General features: G+C 71.6%; 22 protein-coding genes. 13 read left to right on the top strand and 9 right to left on the bottom strand.

Annotated elements, in window-relative coordinates; genetic code table 11:
* Nucleotides 1–77 precede the first annotated feature (77 nt).
* Nucleotides 78–254 (bottom strand): hypothetical protein, encoded by a 177-nt coding sequence (locus AB0J33_RS18045; RefSeq protein ID WP_363614866.1) that lies wholly within the window; start codon nucleotides 252–254, stop codon nucleotides 78–80.
* Between the two features lie 18 nt (nucleotides 255–272).
* On the opposite strand from AB0J33_RS18045, the gene AB0J33_RS18040 reads away from it, so the two are divergent.
* From AB0J33_RS18040 to AB0J33_RS18025, 4 genes are all read left to right on the top strand, one after another.
* Entirely contained in the window at nucleotides 273–1,124 is an 852-nt protein-coding gene (locus AB0J33_RS18040; protein WP_363614864.1) for an LLM class flavin-dependent oxidoreductase, read from the top strand.
* Nucleotides 1,121–1,546, top strand: coding sequence for a nucleoside deaminase (locus tag AB0J33_RS18035; RefSeq protein ID WP_363614862.1), 426 nt, complete (start codon nucleotides 1,121–1,123; stop codon nucleotides 1,544–1,546). Before AB0J33_RS18040 ends, AB0J33_RS18035 begins: the two co-directional genes overlap by 4 nt.
* 284 nt (nucleotides 1,547–1,830) lie before the next feature.
* On the top strand, nucleotides 1,831–3,096 hold the full coding sequence (locus AB0J33_RS18030; RefSeq protein ID WP_363614860.1) for an AGE family epimerase/isomerase: 1,266 nt from the start codon (nucleotides 1,831–1,833) through the stop codon (nucleotides 3,094–3,096).
* On the top strand, nucleotides 3,093–4,046 hold the full coding sequence (locus AB0J33_RS18025; RefSeq protein ID WP_363614858.1) for a carbohydrate kinase: 954 nt from the start codon (nucleotides 3,093–3,095) through the stop codon (nucleotides 4,044–4,046). The genes AB0J33_RS18030 and AB0J33_RS18025 overlap by 4 nt, the downstream gene beginning before the upstream one ends.
* Nucleotides 4,047–4,247: 201 nt before the next feature.
* On the opposite strand, the gene AB0J33_RS18020 is transcribed toward AB0J33_RS18025, so the two are convergent.
* The 3 genes from AB0J33_RS18020 to AB0J33_RS18010 form a co-directional block, all read right to left on the bottom strand.
* A complete protein-coding gene (locus AB0J33_RS18020; RefSeq protein ID WP_363615196.1) occupies nucleotides 4,248–5,219 on the bottom strand; it encodes a LacI family DNA-binding transcriptional regulator in 972 nt (323 codons plus the stop codon).
* Nucleotides 5,220–5,291: 72 nt separating this feature from the next.
* Nucleotides 5,292–6,671 (bottom strand): FAD-dependent oxidoreductase, encoded by a 1,380-nt coding sequence (locus tag AB0J33_RS18015; protein ID WP_363614856.1) that lies wholly within the window; start codon nucleotides 6,669–6,671, stop codon nucleotides 5,292–5,294.
* 23 nt (nucleotides 6,672–6,694) lie between these two features.
* Entirely contained in the window at nucleotides 6,695–7,831 is a 1,137-nt protein-coding gene (locus AB0J33_RS18010; RefSeq protein WP_363614854.1) for a glutamate--cysteine ligase, read from the bottom strand.
* A 161-nt stretch (nucleotides 7,832–7,992) separates the two neighbouring features.
* Here AB0J33_RS18010 and AB0J33_RS18005 point away from each other — a divergent pair, with 161 nt between their 5' ends.
* From AB0J33_RS18005 to AB0J33_RS17990, 4 genes are all read left to right on the top strand, one after another.
* Complete coding sequence (locus AB0J33_RS18005) at nucleotides 7,993–8,286, top strand: DUF6412 domain-containing protein (protein ID WP_363614852.1); 294 nt, start codon at nucleotides 7,993–7,995, stop codon at nucleotides 8,284–8,286.
* 101 nt (nucleotides 8,287–8,387) lie between these two features.
* A complete protein-coding gene (gene yidC, locus AB0J33_RS18000) occupies nucleotides 8,388–9,143 on the top strand; it encodes a membrane protein insertase YidC (protein ID WP_363614850.1) in 756 nt (251 codons plus the stop codon).
* 71 nt (nucleotides 9,144–9,214) lie between these two features.
* Nucleotides 9,215–10,624, top strand: a complete 1,410-nt coding sequence (locus AB0J33_RS17995; RefSeq protein WP_363614848.1) for a carbohydrate-binding protein — start codon at nucleotides 9,215–9,217, stop codon at nucleotides 10,622–10,624.
* A gap of 148 nt (nucleotides 10,625–10,772) precedes the next feature.
* On the top strand, nucleotides 10,773–12,149 hold the full coding sequence (locus tag AB0J33_RS17990) for a cellulose binding domain-containing protein (RefSeq protein ID WP_363614846.1): 1,377 nt from the start codon (nucleotides 10,773–10,775) through the stop codon (nucleotides 12,147–12,149).
* A gap of 50 nt (nucleotides 12,150–12,199) precedes the next feature.
* Here AB0J33_RS17990 and AB0J33_RS17985 read toward each other — a convergent pair whose 3' ends face one another.
* Nucleotides 12,200–12,871: a DedA family protein gene (locus AB0J33_RS17985; protein ID WP_363614844.1), complete on the bottom strand. Its 672-nt coding sequence runs from the start codon at nucleotides 12,869–12,871 to the stop codon at nucleotides 12,200–12,202.
* A gap of 69 nt (nucleotides 12,872–12,940) precedes the next feature.
* A complete protein-coding gene (locus tag AB0J33_RS17980) occupies nucleotides 12,941–13,555 on the bottom strand; it encodes a DUF1349 domain-containing protein (RefSeq protein ID WP_363614842.1) in 615 nt (204 codons plus the stop codon).
* A gap of 79 nt (nucleotides 13,556–13,634) precedes the next feature.
* Between AB0J33_RS17980 and AB0J33_RS17975 the strand changes: the two genes are divergently transcribed.
* Both AB0J33_RS17975 and fabG read left to right on the top strand, forming a co-directional pair.
* Nucleotides 13,635–15,287, top strand: a complete 1,653-nt coding sequence (locus AB0J33_RS17975; protein WP_363615194.1) for an alpha-amylase family protein — start codon at nucleotides 13,635–13,637, stop codon at nucleotides 15,285–15,287.
* A 43-nt stretch (nucleotides 15,288–15,330) separates the two neighbouring features.
* Nucleotides 15,331–16,089 (top strand): 3-oxoacyl-ACP reductase FabG, encoded by a 759-nt coding sequence (gene fabG / locus AB0J33_RS17970; RefSeq protein WP_363614840.1) that lies wholly within the window; start codon nucleotides 15,331–15,333, stop codon nucleotides 16,087–16,089.
* 54 nt (nucleotides 16,090–16,143) lie between these two features.
* Here the strand turns inward: fabG and AB0J33_RS17965 are convergent, their stop codons facing one another.
* A complete protein-coding gene (locus AB0J33_RS17965) occupies nucleotides 16,144–16,560 on the bottom strand; it encodes a hypothetical protein (RefSeq protein ID WP_363614838.1) in 417 nt (138 codons plus the stop codon).
* Nucleotides 16,553–16,945 carry a hypothetical protein gene (locus tag AB0J33_RS17960; protein ID WP_363614836.1) on the bottom strand — a complete coding sequence of 131 codons (393 nt, stop codon included), beginning with the start codon at nucleotides 16,943–16,945 and terminating at the stop codon, nucleotides 16,553–16,555. Before AB0J33_RS17960 ends, AB0J33_RS17965 begins: the two co-directional genes overlap by 8 nt.
* Nucleotides 16,946–17,328: 383 nt before the next feature.
* Between AB0J33_RS17960 and AB0J33_RS17955 the strand changes: the two genes are divergently transcribed.
* Together AB0J33_RS17955 and erm are read left to right on the top strand one after the other, a co-directional pair.
* The gene (locus AB0J33_RS17955) at nucleotides 17,329–18,231 is read left to right on the top strand and encodes a Gfo/Idh/MocA family oxidoreductase (RefSeq protein WP_363614834.1); all 903 of its coding nucleotides are present in this window, start codon (nucleotides 17,329–17,331) and stop codon (nucleotides 18,229–18,231) included.
* 448 nt (nucleotides 18,232–18,679) lie between these two features.
* Nucleotides 18,680–19,477, top strand: coding sequence for an ErmE/ErmH/ErmO/ErmR family 23S rRNA (adenine(2058)-N(6))-methyltransferase (gene erm, locus AB0J33_RS17950; RefSeq protein ID WP_363614832.1), 798 nt, complete (start codon nucleotides 18,680–18,682; stop codon nucleotides 19,475–19,477).
* 18 nt (nucleotides 19,478–19,495) lie between these two features.
* On the opposite strand, the gene AB0J33_RS17945 is transcribed toward erm, so the two are convergent.
* Nucleotides 19,496–19,687 (bottom strand): DUF2795 domain-containing protein, encoded by a 192-nt coding sequence (locus tag AB0J33_RS17945; protein ID WP_363614830.1) that lies wholly within the window; start codon nucleotides 19,685–19,687, stop codon nucleotides 19,496–19,498.
* Between the two features lie 128 nt (nucleotides 19,688–19,815).
* Here AB0J33_RS17945 and AB0J33_RS17940 point away from each other — a divergent pair, with 128 nt between their 5' ends.
* Nucleotides 19,816–21,072, top strand: a complete 1,257-nt coding sequence (locus AB0J33_RS17940; protein WP_363614828.1) for an erythromycin esterase family protein — start codon at nucleotides 19,816–19,818, stop codon at nucleotides 21,070–21,072.
* Nucleotides 21,073–21,125 lie beyond the last annotated feature (53 nt).

Raw genomic sequence — 21,125 nt, 5'->3', positions numbered from 1 at the left:
GAGCACGATCACGGGCGTTGATCCGGTGCCCTGTCGAGTTGCCCCGTAGATGGGGCAGTTCGACAGGTGGTGTTCGGTCATCGCTCGCCGAGCGGCCAGCGGACCACCTCGGTCTTCTGCGGGCGATGATGTCCGCAGCGACGCTCCAGGCCAGCGTGTGCCCGATCGTCCACCTCCCGGACCCGATCCCGGTCCAGCTCCAGGCGTAACCGACCGGTGACCAACCGGATCACGGCGTTCCCACGCCGGTCCACAGTGGCTAGCGTGGGCGGGTGCAGATTGGCGTGAACGTACCGAACTTTGCCCCGGGTACGGACCCCGACGTGCTGCGGCAGTGGGCGCAGACGGTCGAGGGTCTCGGCTTCGACCTGCTCATGGTCTCCGATCACATCGCGGTGACCCCGGACGTGGCCGAGCAGTATCCGGCGCCGTTCTACGAGCCGTTCACCACGCTGTCCTGGCTGGCCGGGGTGACCAGCCGGGTCCGGCTGGGCACCACGGTGCTCATCGTTCCGTACCGCCACCCGCTGCTCACCGCCCGGATGGCGGCGAACCTCAACCGGCTCAGCGGCGGTCGGCTCGTCCTCGGCGTCGGCGTCGGGTGGGCCCGGCAGGAGTTCGAGGCGCTCGGTGTGCCGTTTGGGCGGCGCGGTGCGCTGACCGACGAATACCTGCGCGCCATGCGCGAGGCCTGGCAGAACACCGACGACTACGACACGGATCCGATCCCGCTCTGGGTCGGCGGCAACAGCGAAGCTGGCATGCGCCGCGCGGTGCTGCTCGGTGACGCCTGGCATCCGCTGCGCGTCACGCCGGGATGGCTGGCCGAGGCGGTCGGACGACTGAAGGCCATCGCCGATGACCTGGGTCGCCCGATGCCTGCGGTGATACCCCGCATCGCGCTTCAGGGCACCGGCGAACCGATCACCACCCCGGACCGGCTCGCCGGTGTCGGCACCGTCGATCAGATCAACGCCGACATCGACCAGATCCGACTGCTCGGCGCGGAGACGGTGGTGTTGGATCCGTTCAACGGGGACCTGACCGAGATCCGCCAGCCTGAACGGGCCTGGCGGACACTTGCGGCCGTGGCCGCGTACCACAAATCCCAGGAGGACCGATGACCCTAGACGACGAGAAGTTTCTCCGCCACGCCGTGCAAATCGCGAGTCGGGCCGGGGCTTCCGGCGAACGCCCGTTCGGATCGTTGCTGGTCAGCGCGGACGGCGTCGTCCTGATCGAGGACCACAACACCGTGGTCTCCGACTCGGACATCAGCGCCCACCCCGAGTTGAAGTTGGCCCGCTGGGCGGCTCGGGAGCTCACCCCCGAGGTGGCCGGCGGCACCACCATGTTCACCAGCTGCCAGCCCTGCCCGATGTGCGCGACGGCGATCGACCGCTCCGGCCTCGGCCGAGTGGTGTACGCCCTGTCGACCGAGCAGTTCGAGGAGGTCAAGCCGGCCACCCCGCCGCTGCCTCCGGTCCGCTACGAGGGGCCGGCGCTGTTCGACGAGGCGCGTCAGCCGATCGACAACTACTACTGATCGACGCCCGGAGGCGCCCAGCGGACGGCGAACCCGACCGTCACCCAGGGCTGCGCGGTGTGACGCAACCGGAATTGACAGTCGACCGGCTGCCAGAGCAGGGTTGACGAGTGACAACGATGTCAACGGACAAAAGCGGATGAACTTCACCATGGTTCTCCCGCGAACGCACCCGGTGGGCCAACCGGTGCCTGGTGTTCCGTTGACGGTTTCCCGGCGCGGACCCGGTCCGTCCGCCGATCCTGGCCGTATGCCCCTTCCCTACCCGACGGTGACCAGCTGAGATGACCGACGTGCCTCGATCCGATACCGAAACGACCCCCGCTCCGGCCGGGTCGCCCGACCTGCCCGATCTGGACGACTTCCTCGCCGACCAGACCCGGACGCTGCTCGACACCGCCCGCCGCGCGGTGCGGACCGAGGGCGGGTTCTGGTGGCTCACCGACGACCGCACCCCGGATCGCGGCGAACCCATCCACACCTGGATCACCTGCCGGATGACCCACGTGGCCGCCCTCGCCCACCGCAACGGCGACCCCGACGCCGCAGCCCTCGTCGACCACGGGATCGCCGCGCTCGACACGCTGCTGCGCGACGACGAGTACGGCGGCTGGTTCGGCGCGGTGGACCAGCACGGCGTACCCGTCAACGATCGCAAGGCCGGCTACGACCACGCGTTCGTGCTGCTCGCCGCCTCCAGCGCCGTGCGCGCCGGACGACCCGGCGCGGACCGGTTGCTCGCCGACGTGCTGAACGTGGTGCGGGACCGATTCTGGGACGACGACGCCGGCGCGGTCCGCGAGTCATGGAACCGGGACTGGACGGTCACCGAGGACTACCGAGGCGCCAACAGCAGCATGCACATGGTCGAGGCGTTCCTCGCCGCTGCCGCCGCCACCGGCGACGCCAGCTGGGCCGACCGGGCGCTACGCATCGCCGAGCACCTCGTGCACGGCGAAGCCGCCCGGCACGACTGGCGGCTCCCCGAGCACTTCACCGCCGACTGGACGCCGCTGCCCGACTACAACCGAGACCGGCCCGCCGACCCGTTCCGGCCGTACGGCTCCACCATCGGGCACTGGCTGGAGTGGGCCCGCCTGCTGCTGGAACTGGAGGCGGTGCTGCCGCAGCCACCCCACTGGTTACTCGCCGACGCCCGTGCCCTGTTCGCCGCCGCGGTGCGCCGTGGTTGGGCGGTCGACGGTGCGGACGGCTTCGTCTACACCATCGACTGGGACGACCGGCCGGTGGTGCGCTCCCGGATGCACTGGGTTCTCGCCGAGGCCATTGGTGCGACGATCACCCTGCACCGGCGCACCGGGGACGCCGTCTACCTCGACTGGTACCAGGTCTTCTGGGCGTACGCCCGCCGCAGTCTCATCGACCGTACCGGATGGCGGCACGAGTTGGACGCGCAGAACCTCCCCGCCGACACGGTCTGGCACGGGCGGCCGGACGTCTACCACGCGTACCAGGCGGTGTTGTTGTCCCGCGCGGCCGACGGTCTCGGTGGCCCCGGCCCGCTCGCACCCGGGGAGGTGACCGCGTGATCGTCGTCGCGGGCGAAGCGCTGATCGACCTGGTCGTCACCGCCGAGGGGCAGCGGGCCGTGCCGGGCGGGTCCCCGGCGAACGTCGCGGTCACCCTGGCCCGGCTCGACCAGCCGGTCCGGCTGCTGGCCCGGCTCGGCAGCGACGAGTACGGCCGCCAACTCGTCGAACACCTCAGCGCCAACCGGGTGGACCTGGGGTGGGCGGTGCACGCCGAGGAACCCACGTCGGTGGCGGTGGCCACCCTGGACGCCACCGGGCAGGCCAGCTACGAGTTCCGGCTGGCCGGTGCGGCGGACTGGCAGTGGACGCCGCAGGAGCTACCGGAACTGGCCGGCTCGCCGGCGATCGCGTTGCACACCGGCTCCCTGGCGCTCGCGCTGGCCCCCGGCGGGGAGGTGCTGGAGGGTCTGCTCGCCCGGGAACACCAGCGGGACGGGCTCACCGTCTCCATCGATCTCAACCTGCGGCCGAGCATCGTCACGGACCGGGCGGCGGAGCAACAACGGGTACGCCGGCAGGTACGCCTCGCGCACCTGGTCAAGGCCAGCGACGAGGACCTGGCCTGGCTCTACCCGGACCGTTCGGTGGCCGACGTGATGACCGAGTGGCGGACGGCCGGGGTGTCCTGCGCGGTGGTGACCCGTGGTGGCGAGGGCGTCTGGTTGCTCGCGCCGGACGGCGCGCTGCACGAAGCGCCGGCGGTACCCACCACCGTGGTCGACACCGTCGGTGCCGGCGACTCGTTCACCGGTGGCCTGTTGGCCGCGCTGGCCGACCTCGACGCGCTCGGCGACCGGCCAGCCGAAAGGCTCGCCGCGGTGACCCCGCAACAGTGGGGTGAGGTGCTCCGCCAGGCCGCCACGGTGGCCGCGTTGACCTGCGCCCGCCGCGGCGCCAACCCACCAACCCGCGCCGAGCTCGAAGCCCTCCTCACCCCCACGCCCTAGACCCCACCCCCCACCCCCCCCACCCCACCCCCCGCCCCCGCACCCGGGTCGATCATGGAGTTGTGGTGCCCCGCATACCTCGCGAAGCACCACGGATTGCCCACCACAACTCCAAGATCGGCGGGGGTGGCGGGGGTGGCCGGGGGTGGCGGGGGTGGGGCGGGACCGGGTGGGGCCGGGTGGGGCCGGGTGGGGGTGGGGTTAGGGGGTTAGACCTCTGGTGAGGAGTTTGGTGGGGAGGACTGTGGTGCGGGGTGGGGTGTCGTCGCCGGCGATTCGTTGGAACAGTCGCTCGGTGGCTACCCGCGCCAGCTCCCGGGTGTCGTAGGCGACGACGGTCAGCGGTCGGGGCATCAGGTGGGCCAGCTCGAAGTCGTCGAAGCCGACCAGCGCCGCGGCACTGCCCCGCCGGTGCAGCTCCTGGAGCGCGCCGACGGTGAGCCGGTTGTTGGCGCAGAAGAAGGCGGTGGGCGGGTCCGCCAGGTCGAGCAGCGCGGCCACGGCCCGGCCGGCCTCCTCGGGCGCGATGAGCCGCTCCCGGATCAGCGACTCGTCCGGCTCGACCCCGGCGGCGTCCAGCGCCGCCCGCGCCCCGGCGAGCCGTTCACGCATGGTGGGCACGCTCGGCGCGCCGAGCAGCAGACCCACCCGTCGGTGTCCCTCGTCGAGCAGAGCGCCGACCCCGGCGTGGCTGCCGCCCCGGTTGTCCAGCAGCACGGCGTCGGCTTGCAGCCCCTGCGGCGGCCGGTCCAGGAACACCACCGGCATGCCCAGCTCGACCTCACGACGCAGGAACGAGTGGTCGAGGCCCGCCGGCACCACCAGCAGGCCGTCGACCCGACGCTGGGTGAAGTCCTGGAGCAGGGCGCGTTCGCGCTCCGGGTCCTCCTCCGACGACGCGGTGATCAGCATCGTGCCGTGCGCGGCGGCGATCTCGGCGGCGACGCTGGCGATGGTCGCGTAGAACGGGTTGGCGATCTCCTCGATCAGCAGCCCGACGGTGGCGTTGAGCTGCCGGGAGCGCAGGTTACGGGCGATGTCGTTGCGCCGGAAGCCCAGCTCGGCGATGGCGGCCAGCACCCGGCCGACCAGCTCCTGCCCCACCGGCTCGTCATTGACGACCCGGGAGACCGTCTTCAGGCTGACGTCGGCGCGTCGGGCCACGTCGACCATCGTGGGACGCCGACGCACGGTCGGCCGGGTCGGGGTTTGGGTCACGGGGTGGTCCTCCACGGCGGGCGCGGGTCAGCGGTTGAGCGCGGCGAGCGCGTCGACCGCTTTTCGGGCGGCGATGAGCACCGGATCCCACACCGGCGCGTACGGCGGAGCGTAGCCCAGGTCCAGTGCCGTCATATCGTCCACCGTCATGCCGTTCCACAGCGCCACGGCCAGCGTGTCGATCCGTTTGGCCGCCTCGGACCAACCGACGATCTGCGCGCCGAGCAACCGACCGCTGGGGCATTCGGCGATCAGCTTGACCGTCATCGGCCGGGCGCCGGGGTAGTAGCCGGCCCGGTTGGTCGATTCGGCGATCACCGAGACGAACTCGAAGCCGGCCGCCCTCGCGTCGCGCTCGCGCAGGCCCGTCCGACCCACCTCCAGGTCGCAGACCTTGGTCACGGCGGTGCCGATGACGCCCATGAAGGTGGCGTACCCACCCCCGATGTTGATCCCGGCGACCCGGCCCTGCTTGTTGGCGTGCGTGCCGAGCGGCACGTGCACCGGTAGCCCGCTGATCCGGTGCAGCGTCTCCACGCAGTCACCGGCCGCCCAGATCCCGGGGTGCCCAGGCACGCGCATCCGGCGGTCCACCCGGACCGCGCCGGTCGGTCCGAGGGGCAGCCCGGCCGCCTCGGCGAGCGCGGTGTTGGGGCGTACGCCGAGGCCCAGGACCACGACGTCGGTCGGGATGGGCCCCTCGGCGGTGACCACGGCGGACACCCGGCCGTCCTGCTCCTCCAGCCCGGTCACGGGCAGACCGCCGCGGATCGTGATGCCGAGGCCGCGCATGGAGTCGGCGACCAGCTCGCCCATGTCGCCGTCGACCGTCGACATGGGCTGGTCGCCCGCCTCCACCAGGGTCACCGAGAGGCCGCGTTGGATGAGGGCCTCGGCCATCTCGACGCCGATGTATCCGCCGCCGACCACCACGGCCCGGCGCGGCTGCGGCTCGGCGTCGAGCCACTCGCGCAGGGCCGCGCCGTCGTCGAGGGTCTGTATGCCGAACACACCGCCGGCGTCGGTGACCGCCCACGGCGGCTTCACCGGTACCGCGCCGGTGGCGTACACCAGGTCGTCGAAGCGCTCGCGGACCTCGCCGCCGCCGTCGAGGTCCCGGGCCACCACCTCGCGGCGTTCCAGGTCGATGGAGGTGACCTCGTGGCGCATCCGGACGTCCATCGCGTACTCCGTGCGGAACGTCTGCGGGTCTCGGGCGATCAACGCCTCCGGGCCGGGCACCAGGCCACTGATCCAGTACGGGATGCCGCATGCCGAGTAGGAGGTGAAGTGACCCCGCTCGAAGACGACGATCTCCAGTTCGAGGCGCCCACGGCGGCGTCGAGCCTGGGACGCCGCCGACATTCCGGCGGCGTCCCCGCCGATGACGATCAGCCGTTGCGCCACGGGTTCATCCTGTCACGTGGTGATCAGCCGCGGGTCTGCCGTGCGACGTCCTGCACCACGTCGGTGAGCCGGCCGGTGCGCTCGAACACCGCGCGCTGCCGCGCCGCGCCGCTGCCGTGCCGGCGCAGCCCGCCCAGCAGGTCGGTCACCTCGGCCCAGTCGCCGTGCTGCTCCAGCGCCGGCCGCATCCGCTCCACGAACCGGTCCAACAGTTCCCAGGCCGGACGTAGTTCACCGGTGGTGACGTCGACCGCCTCGCCCTCCAGGCCGTCGTGGGCGGCCCGCCAGTGCGCCCCGACCAGCAGGTGGTGGTCGGTCTGCAACGCCGGCCGGCCGGCCTCGACATCCGCCATGGCGGTCGCGACCACTGCCCGGACCAGCGCGGCGACCAGCACCGCGTCGTCCACGGACGGGCAGACGTCGCCGATCCGCAGCTCCACCGTCGGGTACTTGGCGGACAGGCGGGCGTACCAGTAGAGCATTCCCTCGTCGAGCATCACCCCGCTCGAGATCAACTGACGGATCAGCCGCTGGTAGTGCTCGTGCGACTCCAGGAACGGCGTCGGGGCGACCGACGGCCAGCGCTCCCACTCCACCGAGCGCCAACTGGCATAGCCGGTGTCCTCGCCCCGGGAGAACGGCGAGTTGGTGGTCACCGCGTGCAGCATCGGCAGCCACGGCCGCACGTGGTTGAGCACCTGCACGCCGGTGTCCGGGTCCGGCACCCCCACGTGCACGTGCATGCCGTTGTTGCCGGGACCGGGAACGAGCAGCCGGAACCGCTCGATCATCCGGTCGAAGCGGGGCTTGTCCACCACCGGCGGCACCGGGCCGTCCACCGGGCCGGTGCCGATGGCGAGCAGGCGTACGCCGGCCCGCTCGGCGGCGTCGGAAAGCTCCCGACGCAGTACGCCGAGGGAGTGCCGGATCGACGAGAGTTCCAGGCCGGGCGGGCTGCCGATCTCGATCTGACTGGTCTGGAACTCCCGCTCCACCTGCCCGCGAAGTTCGGCCGGCACCTGCTCCATGACCAGGTCCACGGCCGGGACCGCGGCCCCGGTGTGCGGGTCGACGAGGAGGAACTCCTCCTCGACACCCACGGTGAGCAACCCGGTCGCCGCAGCCGTGTCGCTGGGCGCCTCTGCCACCTGACCGGTCATCGACATCACCCGTCCGTTTCTTCCGTTCGCGGCCCGTCCGCGTCGGTCCGTCGTTGGTTACCCAACGTGGCGATGCCGGGAAACGTGGCGGCGGCACGTCGTACTCGTGGCGGGACGCCGATTCGGCTGGGTGACGTGACAGCGCCTCCTATGCTGAGCCCGTGCCGGTGCTGCTGGGCTACGTCGGGGTCGCGTGGATGTCCGCGTTCGCCCAGCTCACCCTGCTCGCGGGCCGGCCGGTCGACCTGCTCGCCGGCGCCGCGTTGACCGCTCTGGTGCTGCTCGCGGTGGTGCTGGCGGCGCGGCTGCACGCCTGGGCGGGCGTCCCCGGCGGCGGGCCCCGGTGGGCCGGTCTGCGGGCCCGCTCCCGAAGTCGCCGAATGCCCCGCCAGCTCGACCCGGACGCCGCCGGTCGGCCTCGTCCCCGTGCCCCTGGGCACCCCTCGGCCGCGTAGCGCCTCGCCGCCGCGCGGCCGATCCCGCCGTCACCGGCCCCCTTGTCGAGCGAATGCCGCCCGGGGGAGGGCCTCACCGGAATCGGACCGAGGGGTTTCCCATGCTTGCCTTCGCACCACTGCACGACGCCGTCGGCGCTGCCGGCAGCGCGCTGTCCTGGCTCACCGAACTGCTCGAACCACTGGCCGGCGGTGCGGCGACCGCCGCCGCCATCGTGCTCTTCACCATCGCCGTCCGGCTGCTGATCTCGCCGCTGACCGTCGCGCAGGTCCGCGGCGAGCGGCGCCGCGCGGCGCTCGCCCCGCAGGTGCGTGACCTTCAGCAGCGGTACGCCGACGACCCGGCGACGCTTCAGCGCGAGGTGTTCACGTTGTACCGCGAGGCCGGCGCGAACCCGATCGCCGGCTGCCTGCCGTTGCTCATCCAGGCGCCGTTCCTGCTGGTGCTGTACCGGTTGTTCAGCACCAGCGAGGGTGGCACCGGGTTGCTCGACGAGCGGTTGGCCGGGGTGCCACTGGGTCACCATCTCAGCGACGGGCTGGCCGGCGCGGCCGGGCCGCTGTTCGGTGTACTGCTGGTGGTGTTGCTGGCGGTGGCCTGGTGGTCGTCGCGGCGGGCCCGCCGGGCGTCGGCGGCGGTCGGCACGGTGGCCGGTACGCCGACCGAGGGGCCGGGTGCGGCCACCCTCGGCCGGCTGCTGCCCCTGCTGCCGTTCACGACCGTGCTGGTGGCGCTGGTGCTGCCGCTCGCCGCGGTGATCTACCTGGTGACCACGAGCGTGTGGTCGGCCCTTGAGCAGGCGGTGCTCCGCCGCCCGCAGGCGGTTCCGGCGAGCGTCGAGAGAGATCGACGTTGACAACTGTCTTGACGGGACGTACAACTTCGAGAGAGCGCTCTCTCGAACCGTCCCCGCAGAGAGGCACGTCCATGTCACCTCCTTCGGCGGCCCCCGCCGTCCCGCTCGTCCGACGCCGGCTGCGGCTGGCCTGCGCCCTGCTCGTCGGCACCACCACCATCCTGGCCGGCGTCACCGTCACCGCACAGGCGGCGGTGCCGCCACCCCCGACCGGCTGGAGCACGGTCTGGAGCGACGATTTCACCGGCGCCGCCGGCACCCTGCCCTCGGCCGCCAACTGGATCATCGACACCGGTCACAGTTATCCCGGTGGTCCGGGCAACTGGGGTACCGGCGAGATCCAGAACTACACCGCCAGCACCGCCAACGTCAGTCACGACGGTGGCGGCAACCTGCGGATCACACCGCTGCGCGACAGCGGTGGCGGCTGGACCTCGGCCCGGATCGAGACGGTGCGCAGCAACTTCAAAGCCCCGTCCGGCGGCGTGCTCGCCATCGAGGGCCGGATCCAGATGCCGAACGTCACCGGCGCGGCAGCCGCCGGCTACTGGCCGGCGTTCTGGGCGCTCGGCGCGCCCTACCGGGGCAACTACCAGAACTGGCCGGGCATCGGTGAGTTCGACGTGATGGAGAACGTCAACGGCATCAACTCGGTCTGGGGTGTGCTGCACTGCGGCGTCGCGCCGGGCGGGCCGTGCAACGAGTCCAACGGCCTCGGCGCGTCCCGGGCCTGTCCGGGGTCGAGCTGCCAGTCCGCGTTCCACACGTACCGGTTCGAGTGGGACGCCTCGATCAGTCCGCAACAACTGCGCTGGTACGTCGACGGGCAGCTCTACCACACCGTCACGCAGAGTCAGGTCGGCGCGTCCGCCTGGTCGCAGATGACCTCGCACGCGGGCTACTTCCTGCTGCTCAACGTCGCGATGGGCGGGGCCTTCCCGAACGGCGTGGCCGGCAGCGGCACGCCGACCGCGGCCACCGTCCCCGGTCGGCCGATGCTCGTCGACTACGTGGCGGTGTACCAGCGCGGCGGGGGTACCACCCCGCCACCCACCACGCCGCCGCCCGGCGGCACGAGGGACGCGTACGCACAGGTCGAGGCAGAGTCGTTCAACGGGCAGAACGGGGTGCTCGTCGAGGCGTGCGCGGAGGGCGGGCAGAACATCGCCGCGCTGCGCAACGGCGACTGGGCGCGCTACGACAATGTCGAGTTCGGCTCCGCCGCGCCCCGGGACTTCGTGGCCCGGGTCGCCTCCGGCGCGGGTGGCGGTGCGAGTGGTCTGGTCGAGGTGCGGTTGGACAGCCCGACAGCCTCACCGATCGGCAGCTTCGCGATCGGCAACACCGGAGGCTGGCAGAGCTGGCGCTCGGTGCCCGGCAACGTGGGCGCGGTGACCGGCCGGCACTCCGTGTACCTGACGTTCACCAGTGGTCAGCCGAACGACTTCGTCAACGTCAACTGGTTCACCTTCCGCCGTTGAGCGGATCGTCCGGGGTCGCCCGTCGCACTGGTGTCGCGACGGGCGGCCCCTGCCGTCGTGTCGACCTCTGGACAGAAACAGTTAACTAACTTAATAATAAGCGGCAACGTTGACGTCCATGGATGCCCGTCCGGGCGCGGAGGGTCGCATGAAACGCTCCAGATCCCTTGTCCTGTCCCTCGTCGCCGCCCTCGCCGCGACACTCGGCGCGGCCTGGGTGGCGCTGCCCGCGTACGCGGCCGGACCCACCGCCAGCTTCGTCAAGACCTCCGACTGGGGCTCCGGCTGGGAGGGGAAGTACACCATCACCAACGGCGGCAGCTCGACCATCAACGGCTGGAGCCTCACCTTCGACCTGCCCTCCGGCACCACCCTCGGCAGCTACTGGGACGCGCTGCTCAGCTCCGCCGGCCAGCGGCACACCTTCACCAACCGGTCCTGGAACGGCACCATCGCCCCCGGCGGGTCGGTCTCCTTCGGCTTCCTGGCCAGCGGCTCCGGCGCGCCGAGCGGCTGCCAGCTCAACGGCGCGTCCTGCGGCGGCGGCACCCCGCCCACCACGCCCCCGCCCCCGCCGACGACCCCGCCGCCCACCACGCCACCGCCCACGGACCCGCCCACCGGCGGGTTGCCGAAGCACCTGCTCACCGGGTACTGGCACAACTTCGACAACCCGGCCGTCGAGCTGCGGCTGCGTGACGTCCCGGCCGAGTACGACCTGGTGGCGGTCGCCTTCGCCGAGGCCACCTCGACGCCCGGCGCGCTCACCTTCGGCGTCGACCCCGGGCTGGCCGCCGCGCTCGGCGGCTACACCGACGCGGACTTCACCGCCGACGTGCGTACCCTGCACAGCCGGGGTAAGCGGGTGATCCTCTCGGTCGGCGGCGAAACCGGTCGGGTCACCGTGAACGACGCCGTCTCGGCCACCGCGTTCGCCGACACCGCCGCCGCGCTGATCGCCCGCTATGGCTTCGACGGCATCGACATCGACCTGGAGAACGGGCTCAACCCCACGTACATGGCGCAGGCCCTGCGCGCGCTGCGGGCCAAGGTCGGGTCGGGCCTGATCATCGCGATGGCACCGCAGACCATCGACATGCAGAACCCGGCCGGCGGCTACTTCAAGCTGGCGCTCGACATCAAGGACATCCTGACCGTCGTCAACACCCAGTTCTACAACTCCGGGGCGATGCTCGGCTGCGACCAGAACGCCGCGTACTCCCAGGGCTCGGTGAACTTCATCGTCGCGTTGGCCTGCATCCAGTTGGAGGCCGGGCTCCGCCCCGACCAGGTCGGTCTCGGTCTGCCCGCCGGAGCTGGGGCGGCCGGCGGCGGCATCGTCGCGCCCAGCGTGGTTAACGCCGCCCTGGACTGCCTGGCCCGGGGCACCAACTGCGGCAGCTTCCGTCCGCCGCGCACCTACCCCGGCATCCGTGGCGCGATGACCTGGTCGGTGAACTGGGACGTCAGCAACGGCAACGGCTTCGCCCGCACGGTGGCCCCGCACCTGGACACCCTGCCCTGACCGTGCCCCGGCGGCGTGCCGAGCGCCAGCCGGACAACTGGCGACGCGGATCAGCGACCGGCGGTCACCGACCGCCGGTCGTCGCGGTCCCGACGCCGACGAAGCTTACGAATCACCCAGCCCACCACCATCACGACGAAGACCGCGATGATCGCGTAGTTGAACCAGTCGCTGTAGCGCGCGACGTCCTGCCAGCGACTCCCGAGCGCGTAACCGGCCCCCACGAGGAGGCCGTTCCACACCCCGCTGCCGATGGTGGTCAACAGGATGAACTCACCCAGCGGCATCCGGTTGGCCCCGGCCGGTACGGAGACCAGGCTGCGGACCACCGGCACCACCCGGCCGATCAGCACCGCCCACCGGCCGTGCCGCTCGAACCAGCGGTCGGCCTTCTCCAGATCGTCGCGGTCCACCAACGGAATGCGGTCCAGCCAGCGCTTGAGCCGTTCCTCGCCGAGCGCCGCGCCGAGCCAGTAGAGCACCAGCGCGCCGACCAACGAACCGACAGTCGCGGCCAGCACCACGACGAAGACGTTGAACTTGCCCTCGTGGGCCAGGAAGCCGGCGAGCGCCAACACGATCTCGCTGGGGATCGGCGGAACGATGCTCTCCAGCGCCACCAGCAGCGCCACGCCGACCGGGCCCATCACCTCGATCACCGAGGCCACCCAACCGGTCAACCCGGTGAACTCGGACGGGTCGCCAGTCTGGGCGTACGCCATGGTCGTCCTTCCGGTCGGCTTTCGGGGATCGGAGGGTCATACCCAGCCGTGCCCGAGCTACACCTGAGCTCAGTGCTCCGGGTGCAGCGCGGTGTCCGCCGGCCCCCGCCGCCAGCCAGTGAACACCACGGTCAGGCCGGCGCGGGACGGAGCGCAGCAGAACGGACCGGCGACGGCCTCGGCCGCCGGGTCCAGCGGGGCGAGCCGGACCAGTCGCCACGGCTCCTGGTCGACCCGCGCACGGACGGTAAGCGCGTCGCCGGCCCGGCTGACCCGGACGGTCACCTCCCGACCCGCCCACTGCGGCACCGGCCCCACCGACCAGTCGGAAAACTCCCGGGTCACCACCGCGCCGAGCTGCGTCTCGCCGTCGCTGATCTCGACGCCGGCCTTCGTCCAGGTCCGCTCGTCGACCCGAACCAGCGCACCGGCCTGGTCGAACTGCGCCGAGAAGTCGAGCCGGAAGCTCACCTCCATGGCAGTGCCGACCGGCAGCGGCGCCAGCAGGGCCGGCCCGTCGTCGTGGACGAAGCCGTAGCTGGTCCGCCGCCAGAAGTCGCTCTCCGCCGCCGGCTCGACGATCAGCTCACCGGCCGGGCCCTCCTCGGCGCGTACCGGCGGGTACAGCCAGGTGCCCTGGGACCAGTCCATCGGTTCGCTCGGCGGTACGAGGTCGCTCTTCATGACCGGCACGGTAACCAACGCCGCCCGACGGCCGCCGGACGGGTTTGCCACGGTGATCGTTCGGAGATGTTCCTCCGGCATGGGTGACCGTTGGTATTCCGAAGCCGTCGTCTACTGCCTCGACATCGACACGTACGCCGACTCCGACGGAGACGGGGTCGGTGACATCCGTGGGTTGATCGGGAGGCTGGACTATCTGGCCCGGCTCGGCGTGACCTGCCTGTGGCTGCACCCGATCCACCCGTCGCCCAACCGCGACGACGGCTACGACGCCACCGACTTCTACAACGTGGACCCGCGCTTCGGCACGCTCGGCGACTTCGCCGAGCTGCTGCACCAGGCGCAGAACCGGGGCATCCGCGTGATCATCGACCTGGTGGTCAACCACACCTCCGACGAGCACCCGTGGTTCCAGTCCGCCCGTTCCTCGCCGGACTCGCCGTACCGGGACTGGTACGTCTGGTCCGACACCGAGCCGGACGACCGGCACCAGGGCATGGTCTTCCCCGGCGAGCAGAACGAGACCTGGAGCTACGACCGGACCGCCAAGGCGTGGTTCTACCACCGGTTCTACAAGTTCCAGCCGGACCTCAACTTCGCCAACCCGCAGGTCCGCGACGAGATCAAGAAGATCATGTCGTTCTGGCTCCAGCTCGGCGTCTCCGGTTTCCGGATGGACGCGGTGCCGTTCATCATCGAGCTGACCGAGCCGGGCAACCCGAACTCCCCGAAGGACTTCGAGTTCCTCACCGAGATGCGCCAGCACGTGCAGTGGCGTCGCGGCGACGCCGTCCTGCTGGCCGAGGCGAACGTGGAGCCGGACCAGCTACCGACGTTCTTCGGTGACGCCAGCGGCTCCGGCAACCGGATCCACATGCTCTTCGACTTCATGCTCAACGGGCGACTCATGCTCGCCCTCGCCCGGGAGGACCCGGAGTCGCTGATCGAGGCGCTGCGCGACACCCCGAAGCTGCCCGTCGGTGGGCAGTGGGCCACCTTCCTGCGCAACCACGACGAGATCGACCTGTCCCGGTTGACAACCGAACAGCGCAACCAGGTGTACGCGCAGTTCGGCCCGGACGAGAACATGCGCATCTACGACCGGGGCATCCGACGCCGGCTCGCTTCGATGCTCGGCAACGACCGGCGGCGCATCGAGCTGGCGTACGCCCTGCAGTTCTCGATGCGCGGCACGCCGGTGCTGCGTTACGGCGAGGAGATCGGGATGGGCGAGGACCTGTCGCTGCCCGGTCGGGAGGCGATCCGTACCCCGATGCAGTGGTCGTACCAACCGAATGCCGGCTTCTCCACGGCCGACCCGGAGAAGCTGGTCCGCCCGGTGATCGACAAGGGCGACTTCGGCTACCAGAACGTCAACGTCACCGCCCAGCGCGGCGACCCGAAGTCGCTGCTCGCCTGGTTCGAACGCATGATCCGTACGCTGCGGGAGGCCCCGGAGATCGGCTCCGGCTCGACCACGCACATCGACGTGGCGATGCCGGCCGGAGTGCTCGCGCACCGGGCGGACGGGCCGACCGGGACGATGGTCTTCGTGCACAACCTGGGCACCGACGACGTCGAGGTGGACCTCAGCAGCCTCGAACCGGAGGCCGACCTGCCGATCGACGTGCTCGCCGACCGGGGCTACGGCGAGTTGGGCAAGCTCGGCGCCGTGAAGGTCTCCGGCCACGGATACCGGTGGATTCGCCTATGCCGGGGGTCGGCCTGCTGACGCTAAGCTCCTTCGATCGACCCCAAGTTACCCGGAGGTAATCATGTCGGAGGAGCCCCGCGTCGCCATCGTCACCGGAGCCGCACGCGGTATCGGCGCGGCCACTGCCCGCCGGTTGGCGGCCGACGGGATGGCCGTCGCCGTGGTCGACATCGAGGAGGCGACCACCAAGGAGACGGTGGACGCCATCGCCGCCGCTGGCGGCCGGGCGCTCGGGGTGGGCGCCGACGTGTCCGACCGGGACCAGGTCGAGGCCGCGGTGAGCCGGGTCGCCGCCGAGCTGGGCGCGCCCACCGTACTGGTCAACAACGCCGGTGTGCTCCGCGACAACCTGCTGTTCAAGATGACCAACGCCGACTGGGACACGGTGATGGGTGTGCACCTGCGCGGTGCGTTCCTGTTCAGCCAGGCAGCCCAGAAGCACATGGTGGACCGTAGGTGGGGACGGATCGTCAACCTCTCCAGCACCTCCGCCCTCGGCAACCGGGGCCAGGCGAACTACGCCGCCGCCAAGGCGGGCCTACAGGGCTTCACCAAGACGCTCGCCATCGAGTTGGGTCCGTTCGGGGTGACCGTGAACGCGGTCGCACCCGGCTTCATCGTCACCGACATGACCGCGGCCACCGCCGCCCGCATGAAGGTCGACTTCGAGGACTTCCAGAAGCACGCCGCCGCCGAGATTCCGGTCCGTCGCCCGGGGCGCCCGGAGGACGTCGCGCACACCATCTCGTTCCTGGCGAGCGAGGGTGCCGGCTTCGTCTCCGGTCAGGTCATCTACGTCGCGGGTGGCCCACGGGACTGACCCCGTATCCCCGACGAGGGCGTTCTCTCCCGGAGGGGACGCCCTCGTCACGGGTCAGGCGGGGGCGCGGCGGGTGCGCCAGAGCCAGATCAGGCCGAGCACCGGCAGCACCAGCGGGATGTAGCCGTACCCGCTGCCGAACTGCGACCAGACCGTCTCGTCCGGAAAGAGCTCCTTGTCGACCAGGCTCAGGATGCCCACCGCGACCACCCCGACCAGCTCCACGGAGCAGCACGCGAGCGCGACCCGACGACCGGTGTGCCCGGCGCGGGCCAACCCCACCGCCGCCACGATGTAGATCAGCGCGGCCAGCCCGGAGAGCAGGTACGCCACCGGGGCCTCGTCGAACTTCGTGGCGATCTGGAGACCGGCCCGACTGGTCGCCGCGATGGCGAAGAGCAGGTAGACCGCGATCAGCAGCCGACCGGGGCCGGAGTTCGTGCGTCGTGGGGTCGTTCCTGTCTCAGCCACCGAGCACCTCCCAGGTCTGCTGCAACCGGACCACCACCACCGGAGCCACCAGGCAGACCGCGCACACGATCGCCGAGCCCCAGCGGGTCGGTTCCATCCGGGCCAGCACCCAGGCCAGCGGCGGCAGGCACACCAGCGTGACCAGGTAGCCGAAGAAGGCGCCGGGTTCGCCGGGCCGATCCCCGCCGCCGACCGCGACGAGCGCCAGCACGGTCAACACCAGCAACGCCACTTCGAGTACGGCCAGACCGACGAACTGCACCCGGTCCGGCGGTCGTTGGCGTACCGCCGCCACCAGCGCCCACGCCGCGACGAGCAGCGACAGCACGATCGGCACCGTCGCGACGATCCCGTCCACGGGTGAGTCGGCGCTCACGCTGGTCACCGGGCCCACCCGGTCGTTGCCTCGGTCACCGGCACAGCCTACTAACCGTCGTAGTAATCAGTTGACCCTGCCTGGCCGCTCCCGGCCTGGCCGCGTGCGGCGGCCAGCGGGCGGCGACGAGTGACCAGCTGCCCACAGCGCGGGACAGGACACGTCCGCAGTTCGCTGTCGAGCTGCCCCGCGAATGGGGCGCGTCGGTGTCGGGCGGGTCGCCCCACATCTGGGGCAGCTCCACAGGCATTGACCGGACCATGTTCGACCCCGGCGGCACGGGTCGTGACCTGCTCCGGTTGGTCGACCCGCCGCCGGTGCCCCTGGTGAGACGACTAGCGTGGATCAGGTCCGTGGCGTTGCCGCGGTGTTGGGAAACAGCGGAGGTACACGTGCTGCGGTTCGGCTTGTTCGGCACCGGTCACTGGGCGATCGAGACGCACGGGAAGGCGCTGCACGCGCATCCCGACGCCGAGCTGGTCGGTGTGTGGGGTCGCAACCCGGAGCGGGCCTCGGCGCTGGCCGAGCGGTACGGGGTCCCCGCCTACGCCGACGTCGACGCGCTGATCGAGCAGTGTGAGGCGATCGCCGTCGCGCTGCCGCCGGACATCCAGGCCGACATCGCGATCCGGGCGGCCCGTGCCGGTCGGCACCTGTTGCTGGACAAGCCGCTGGCACTCAGCGTGGCCGACGCCGACGGCGTCGTGGCTGCCGCCGAGGAGTCCGGGGTCGCCTCGGTCGTCTTCTTCACCCAGCGGTTCCAGCCGAACGTGACCGCGTTCCTCGCCGCCACCTCCGCCGCCGGGGGTTGGCAGCACGGTCGGACCACCGCGTTCGCCTCGATCTTCCAGGAGGGCAGCCCGTACGGCGGCTCGTTGTGGCGCCGGGAGCACGGGGCTCTGTGGGACATCGCCCCGCACGCGCTCTCCATTCTCCTGCCGGTGCTGGGCCGGGTGACCCAGGTGGCGGCGATGGACGGACCGAGCGGGATGGTGCACCTGCTGCTCACCCACGAGGGCGGTGCCACCAGCAGCGCCTCGCTTTCCCTCGACGCCCCGACCGAGTCGATGACGCGGGAGTTCGTGTTCTACGGCGAGAACGGCATCGAGAACGTCCCGTTCGGCGAGAACGACGCCGCCACGGCATTCGGCGTCGCGATCGACCAGCTCATCGAGCAGGTGCGGGCCGGCACTCGGGACCACCGCTGCGACGTCCGCTTCGGCCGCGAGGTCGTCAGCATCATCGCCGCCGCCGAAACCGCCCGCACCGAATCCCGCACCATCCCCCTCCCGTAACCCCGCCCGCCGCTGACCCGGCCCGCCCGTCCCGGTCGGCGGGGGAGGGGTACGGGTAGGGCCGGGGAAATGGGTGGGGGCTGGGTTGGGGGGCCGGTAGGGTGGCGGGCATGTTCACGCATGCCCTGATCGAGGGGGTCGGTACGCCGGCCGCCTGGGATGCCTTGCTGGTGTCCCGCCCGCGAGTCCGGCGTCCGGCCCTGGTGGGCCGGGACGCGACCCGCCGCTGATCGGTTCCCGCGCTCGCGGATGAGCGGGGCTCAGCCCCGTCGCCGTTGATCGGCTCACCCTGCCGTCGCGCCGGGGCCACCTGCCCCGCTGCCGCCGCACCGCCGCGTTCCCGTGCCATCGTCCAGGGCCGTCCGAGTCCCGATCCATTCGGACAGGCCCGGAATCCCGGCTGCCTGTCCAGCCCGTCGCCGAACGGCGACAGACAGGACGACGACCCGTGGCGCCCCGCAACTTCCGATCAACCGAACGCGACCGGTCCCGTCGCGTACTCAGTCAGAACTTCCTCGTCGACCGGGCGGCCGTGGCGCGGCTGCTCCGCGCCGCCGACCCGGATCCCGCCGGGCTCCTGCTGGAGGTCGGCGCCGGCCGCGGCCAGCTGACCCGGCCACTCGCCGCCCGCTGCGCGCGACTGACCGCGTACGAGGTGGATCCGGTCGCTGTCCGGGAACTGGCCGCCGTCTGCGCGGCCCTGCCCACCGTCGAGCACCGGCAGGCCGACTTCCTGGCTGCCGAGCCACCATCCGAGCCGTTCGCGGTGGTCGGCAACATCCCGTGGTCGCTGACGTCCGCGGTGGTGCGGTGGTGCCTGGCCGCGCCACGGTTGCGCTCGGCGACCCTGCTCACCCAACTGGAGTACGCCCGTCGGCGCAGCGGCGACTACGGCCGGTGGACACGGCTCACCGTCGCGACCTGGCCGGAGGTCGGCTGGCGACTGGTGGGGCGGGTGCCGCGTACTGCGTTCCGGCCGGTTCCGGCGGTGGACGCCGGGATCCTGCGGATCGAGCGGCGGGCGGAGCCACTGCTGCCTCCGACGGCGCTGCCGGCGTACCGACGGCTGGTGGCGGTGGGTTTCGAGGGCGTCGGCGGGTCGCTCGCCGCGACCCTGCGCCGGCATCACCCGCCGGCCCGGGTGGCGGCGGCGCTGCGAGCTACGCGGATCGCGGCGGACACCCCGGTCGGGTACGTCTGGCCCGAGCAGTGGTTGGTGCTGTTCCGGCTCCTGCACGCCCGCTGAGCAGACCCAGGAGAGGACTCAGGAGGCGGTGGTCAGCGCGGCGTTCAGCTCGTCCGGTGAGTCGAACTGCTCGGGCGGCAACGCCTGCAACATCTGCAACATCGCCGTGCTGGCCCCGTTCTCCTGTCCCCAGCGGATCAGGTCCTCCCGCGAGACCGGGTAGTCGAGCCCGGCCAGGTACTCCTGCAACTGCACCCCGGTGACGGTCATGTCGGCCGGCTACCCGCTCGCGGGGGCCGTACACCGGCTTGATCGGCACCCGCGAGCGCCCGCCGGACGGCGTGTCGGCCCACGACGCGCCGGCGGTTTGCCGCAGTGGCGGCCGGGTAGCCGCTGGCATGCTGGTTCAGCGGCTCGGCGCGCCGAGCGATTTCGACCCGTTGTTGGAGCGCGTCCGGGACGCCCGGGTGGTGATGATCGGCGAGTCCACCCACGGCAGTTACGACTACTACCGGTTGCGCGAACAGCTCACCCGCCGGTTGATCGCGGAGTGCGGCTTCTCCTTCGTCGCCGTGGAGGGTGACTGGCCGGACTGCGATCGGGTGCACCGTTCGGTGACGGCCGCGCCGGGCGGCGCACCCGAACCGCAGTTGGCGCTCGACCAGTTCGAGCGGTGGCCGACCTGGATGTGGGCCAACGCCGAGGTGGCCCGGTTCGCGAGCTGGCTGCGCGCCTGGAACGTGGAGCGGCCGGAGGACCAACGGGCCGGTTTCCACGGGCTCGACGTGTACAGCCTCTGGGAGTCGATGCAGGCGATCTTCGACTACCTGGGGGAGGAGGACCCGAAGTCGCTGGAGGCGGCACAGGACGCGTACCGGTGTTTCGAGCCGTACGGCAAGCGGGTCGAGGAGTACGGCGCGGCCAGCCGGTTCGTCTCCGCCCGATGCGAGGAGGAGGTTGTCCGGCTGCTCGCCCGAACCCGTGAACATGCCCTCTCCGACGGCCCGGATCGGTTCTCGGCCTGGCAGAACGCGGAGGTGGTGGCCGGCGCGGAGCGCTACTACCGGGCGATGGTGGCCGGCGGGCCGGACTCCTGGAACATCCGCGACACCCACATGCAGGACACCCTGGACCGGCTGCTGGACCGGTACGGGCCCGAGGCCCGGGGCATCGTCTGGGCGCACAACACGCACGTGGGCGACGCCCGGGCCACCGACATGGCCGCCGACGGGATGGTCAACATTGGTCAGTTGGCCCGGGAGCGGCACGGCGACGACGCGGTGGCCCTGATCGGCTTCGGCAGCTACCGGGGCACCGTGATCGCGGCGCCCCGGTGGGGCTCGCCCCCGGAGGCGATGGTGGTGCCTCCGGCTCGGGAGGGGTCGATCGAGCGGCGGCTGCACGAGCTGATGCCCGAGCGGGCGGTGCTGATCTTCGGTGGCGACGACCAGCCGGGCTGGGTCACCGACACCGCGGACCACCGGGCGATCGGTGTCGTCTACGACCCGTCGTTCGAGTCCTGGGGCAACTACGTGCCGACGCGGCTCGGCGACCGGTACGACGCCTTCATCTGGTGCGACGACACCACCGCCCTGCACCCGCTACCGGTGCCCGCAACCCCCGGCGAGATGGAAACCTACCCGGCAGGAGTCTGACCCCAACCCGCCCCGATCCCGGCCTGACCCCGCCCCGATCCCGTCGATCATGG

The organism is Micromonospora sp. NPDC049645 (genome assembly GCF_040675155.1).
Lineage (GTDB): Bacteria > Actinomycetota > Actinomycetes > Mycobacteriales > Micromonosporaceae > Micromonospora.
This window is presented reverse-complemented; position numbering and strand designations above follow the sequence as displayed.

Bases quoted from the DNA above. Each gene is read 5' to 3' on its own strand.
- yidC (WP_363614850.1), top strand. From the start codon at position 8,388: ATGCTTGCCTTCGCACCACTGCACGACGCCGTCGGCGCTGCCGGCAGC.
- AB0J33_RS17980 (WP_363614842.1), bottom strand. From the start codon at position 13,555: ATGAAGAGCGACCTCGTACCGCCGAGCGAACCGATGGACTGGTCCCAG.
- AB0J33_RS17945 (WP_363614830.1), bottom strand. From the start codon at position 19,687: ATGACCGTCACCGGGGTGCAGTTGCAGGAGTACCTGGCCGGGCTCGAC.
- AB0J33_RS17985 (WP_363614844.1), bottom strand. From the start codon at position 12,871: ATGGCGTACGCCCAGACTGGCGACCCGTCCGAGTTCACCGGGTTGACC.
- AB0J33_RS18020 (WP_363615196.1), bottom strand. From the start codon at position 5,219: ATGGTCGACGTGGCCCGACGCGCCGACGTCAGCCTGAAGACGGTCTCC.
- AB0J33_RS18030 (WP_363614860.1), top strand. From the start codon at position 1,831: ATGACCGACGTGCCTCGATCCGATACCGAAACGACCCCCGCTCCGGCC.
- AB0J33_RS17990 (WP_363614846.1), top strand. From the start codon at position 10,773: ATGAAACGCTCCAGATCCCTTGTCCTGTCCCTCGTCGCCGCCCTCGCC.
- AB0J33_RS18035 (WP_363614862.1), top strand. From the start codon at position 1,121: ATGACCCTAGACGACGAGAAGTTTCTCCGCCACGCCGTGCAAATCGCG.
- fabG (WP_363614840.1), top strand. From the start codon at position 15,331: ATGTCGGAGGAGCCCCGCGTCGCCATCGTCACCGGAGCCGCACGCGGT.
- AB0J33_RS17975 (WP_363615194.1), top strand. From the start codon at position 13,635: ATGGGTGACCGTTGGTATTCCGAAGCCGTCGTCTACTGCCTCGACATC.
- AB0J33_RS17940 (WP_363614828.1), top strand. From the start codon at position 19,816: ATGCTGGTTCAGCGGCTCGGCGCGCCGAGCGATTTCGACCCGTTGTTG.
- AB0J33_RS18010 (WP_363614854.1), bottom strand. From the start codon at position 7,831: ATGACCGGTCAGGTGGCAGAGGCGCCCAGCGACACGGCTGCGGCGACC.
- AB0J33_RS17995 (WP_363614848.1), top strand. From the start codon at position 9,215: ATGTCACCTCCTTCGGCGGCCCCCGCCGTCCCGCTCGTCCGACGCCGG.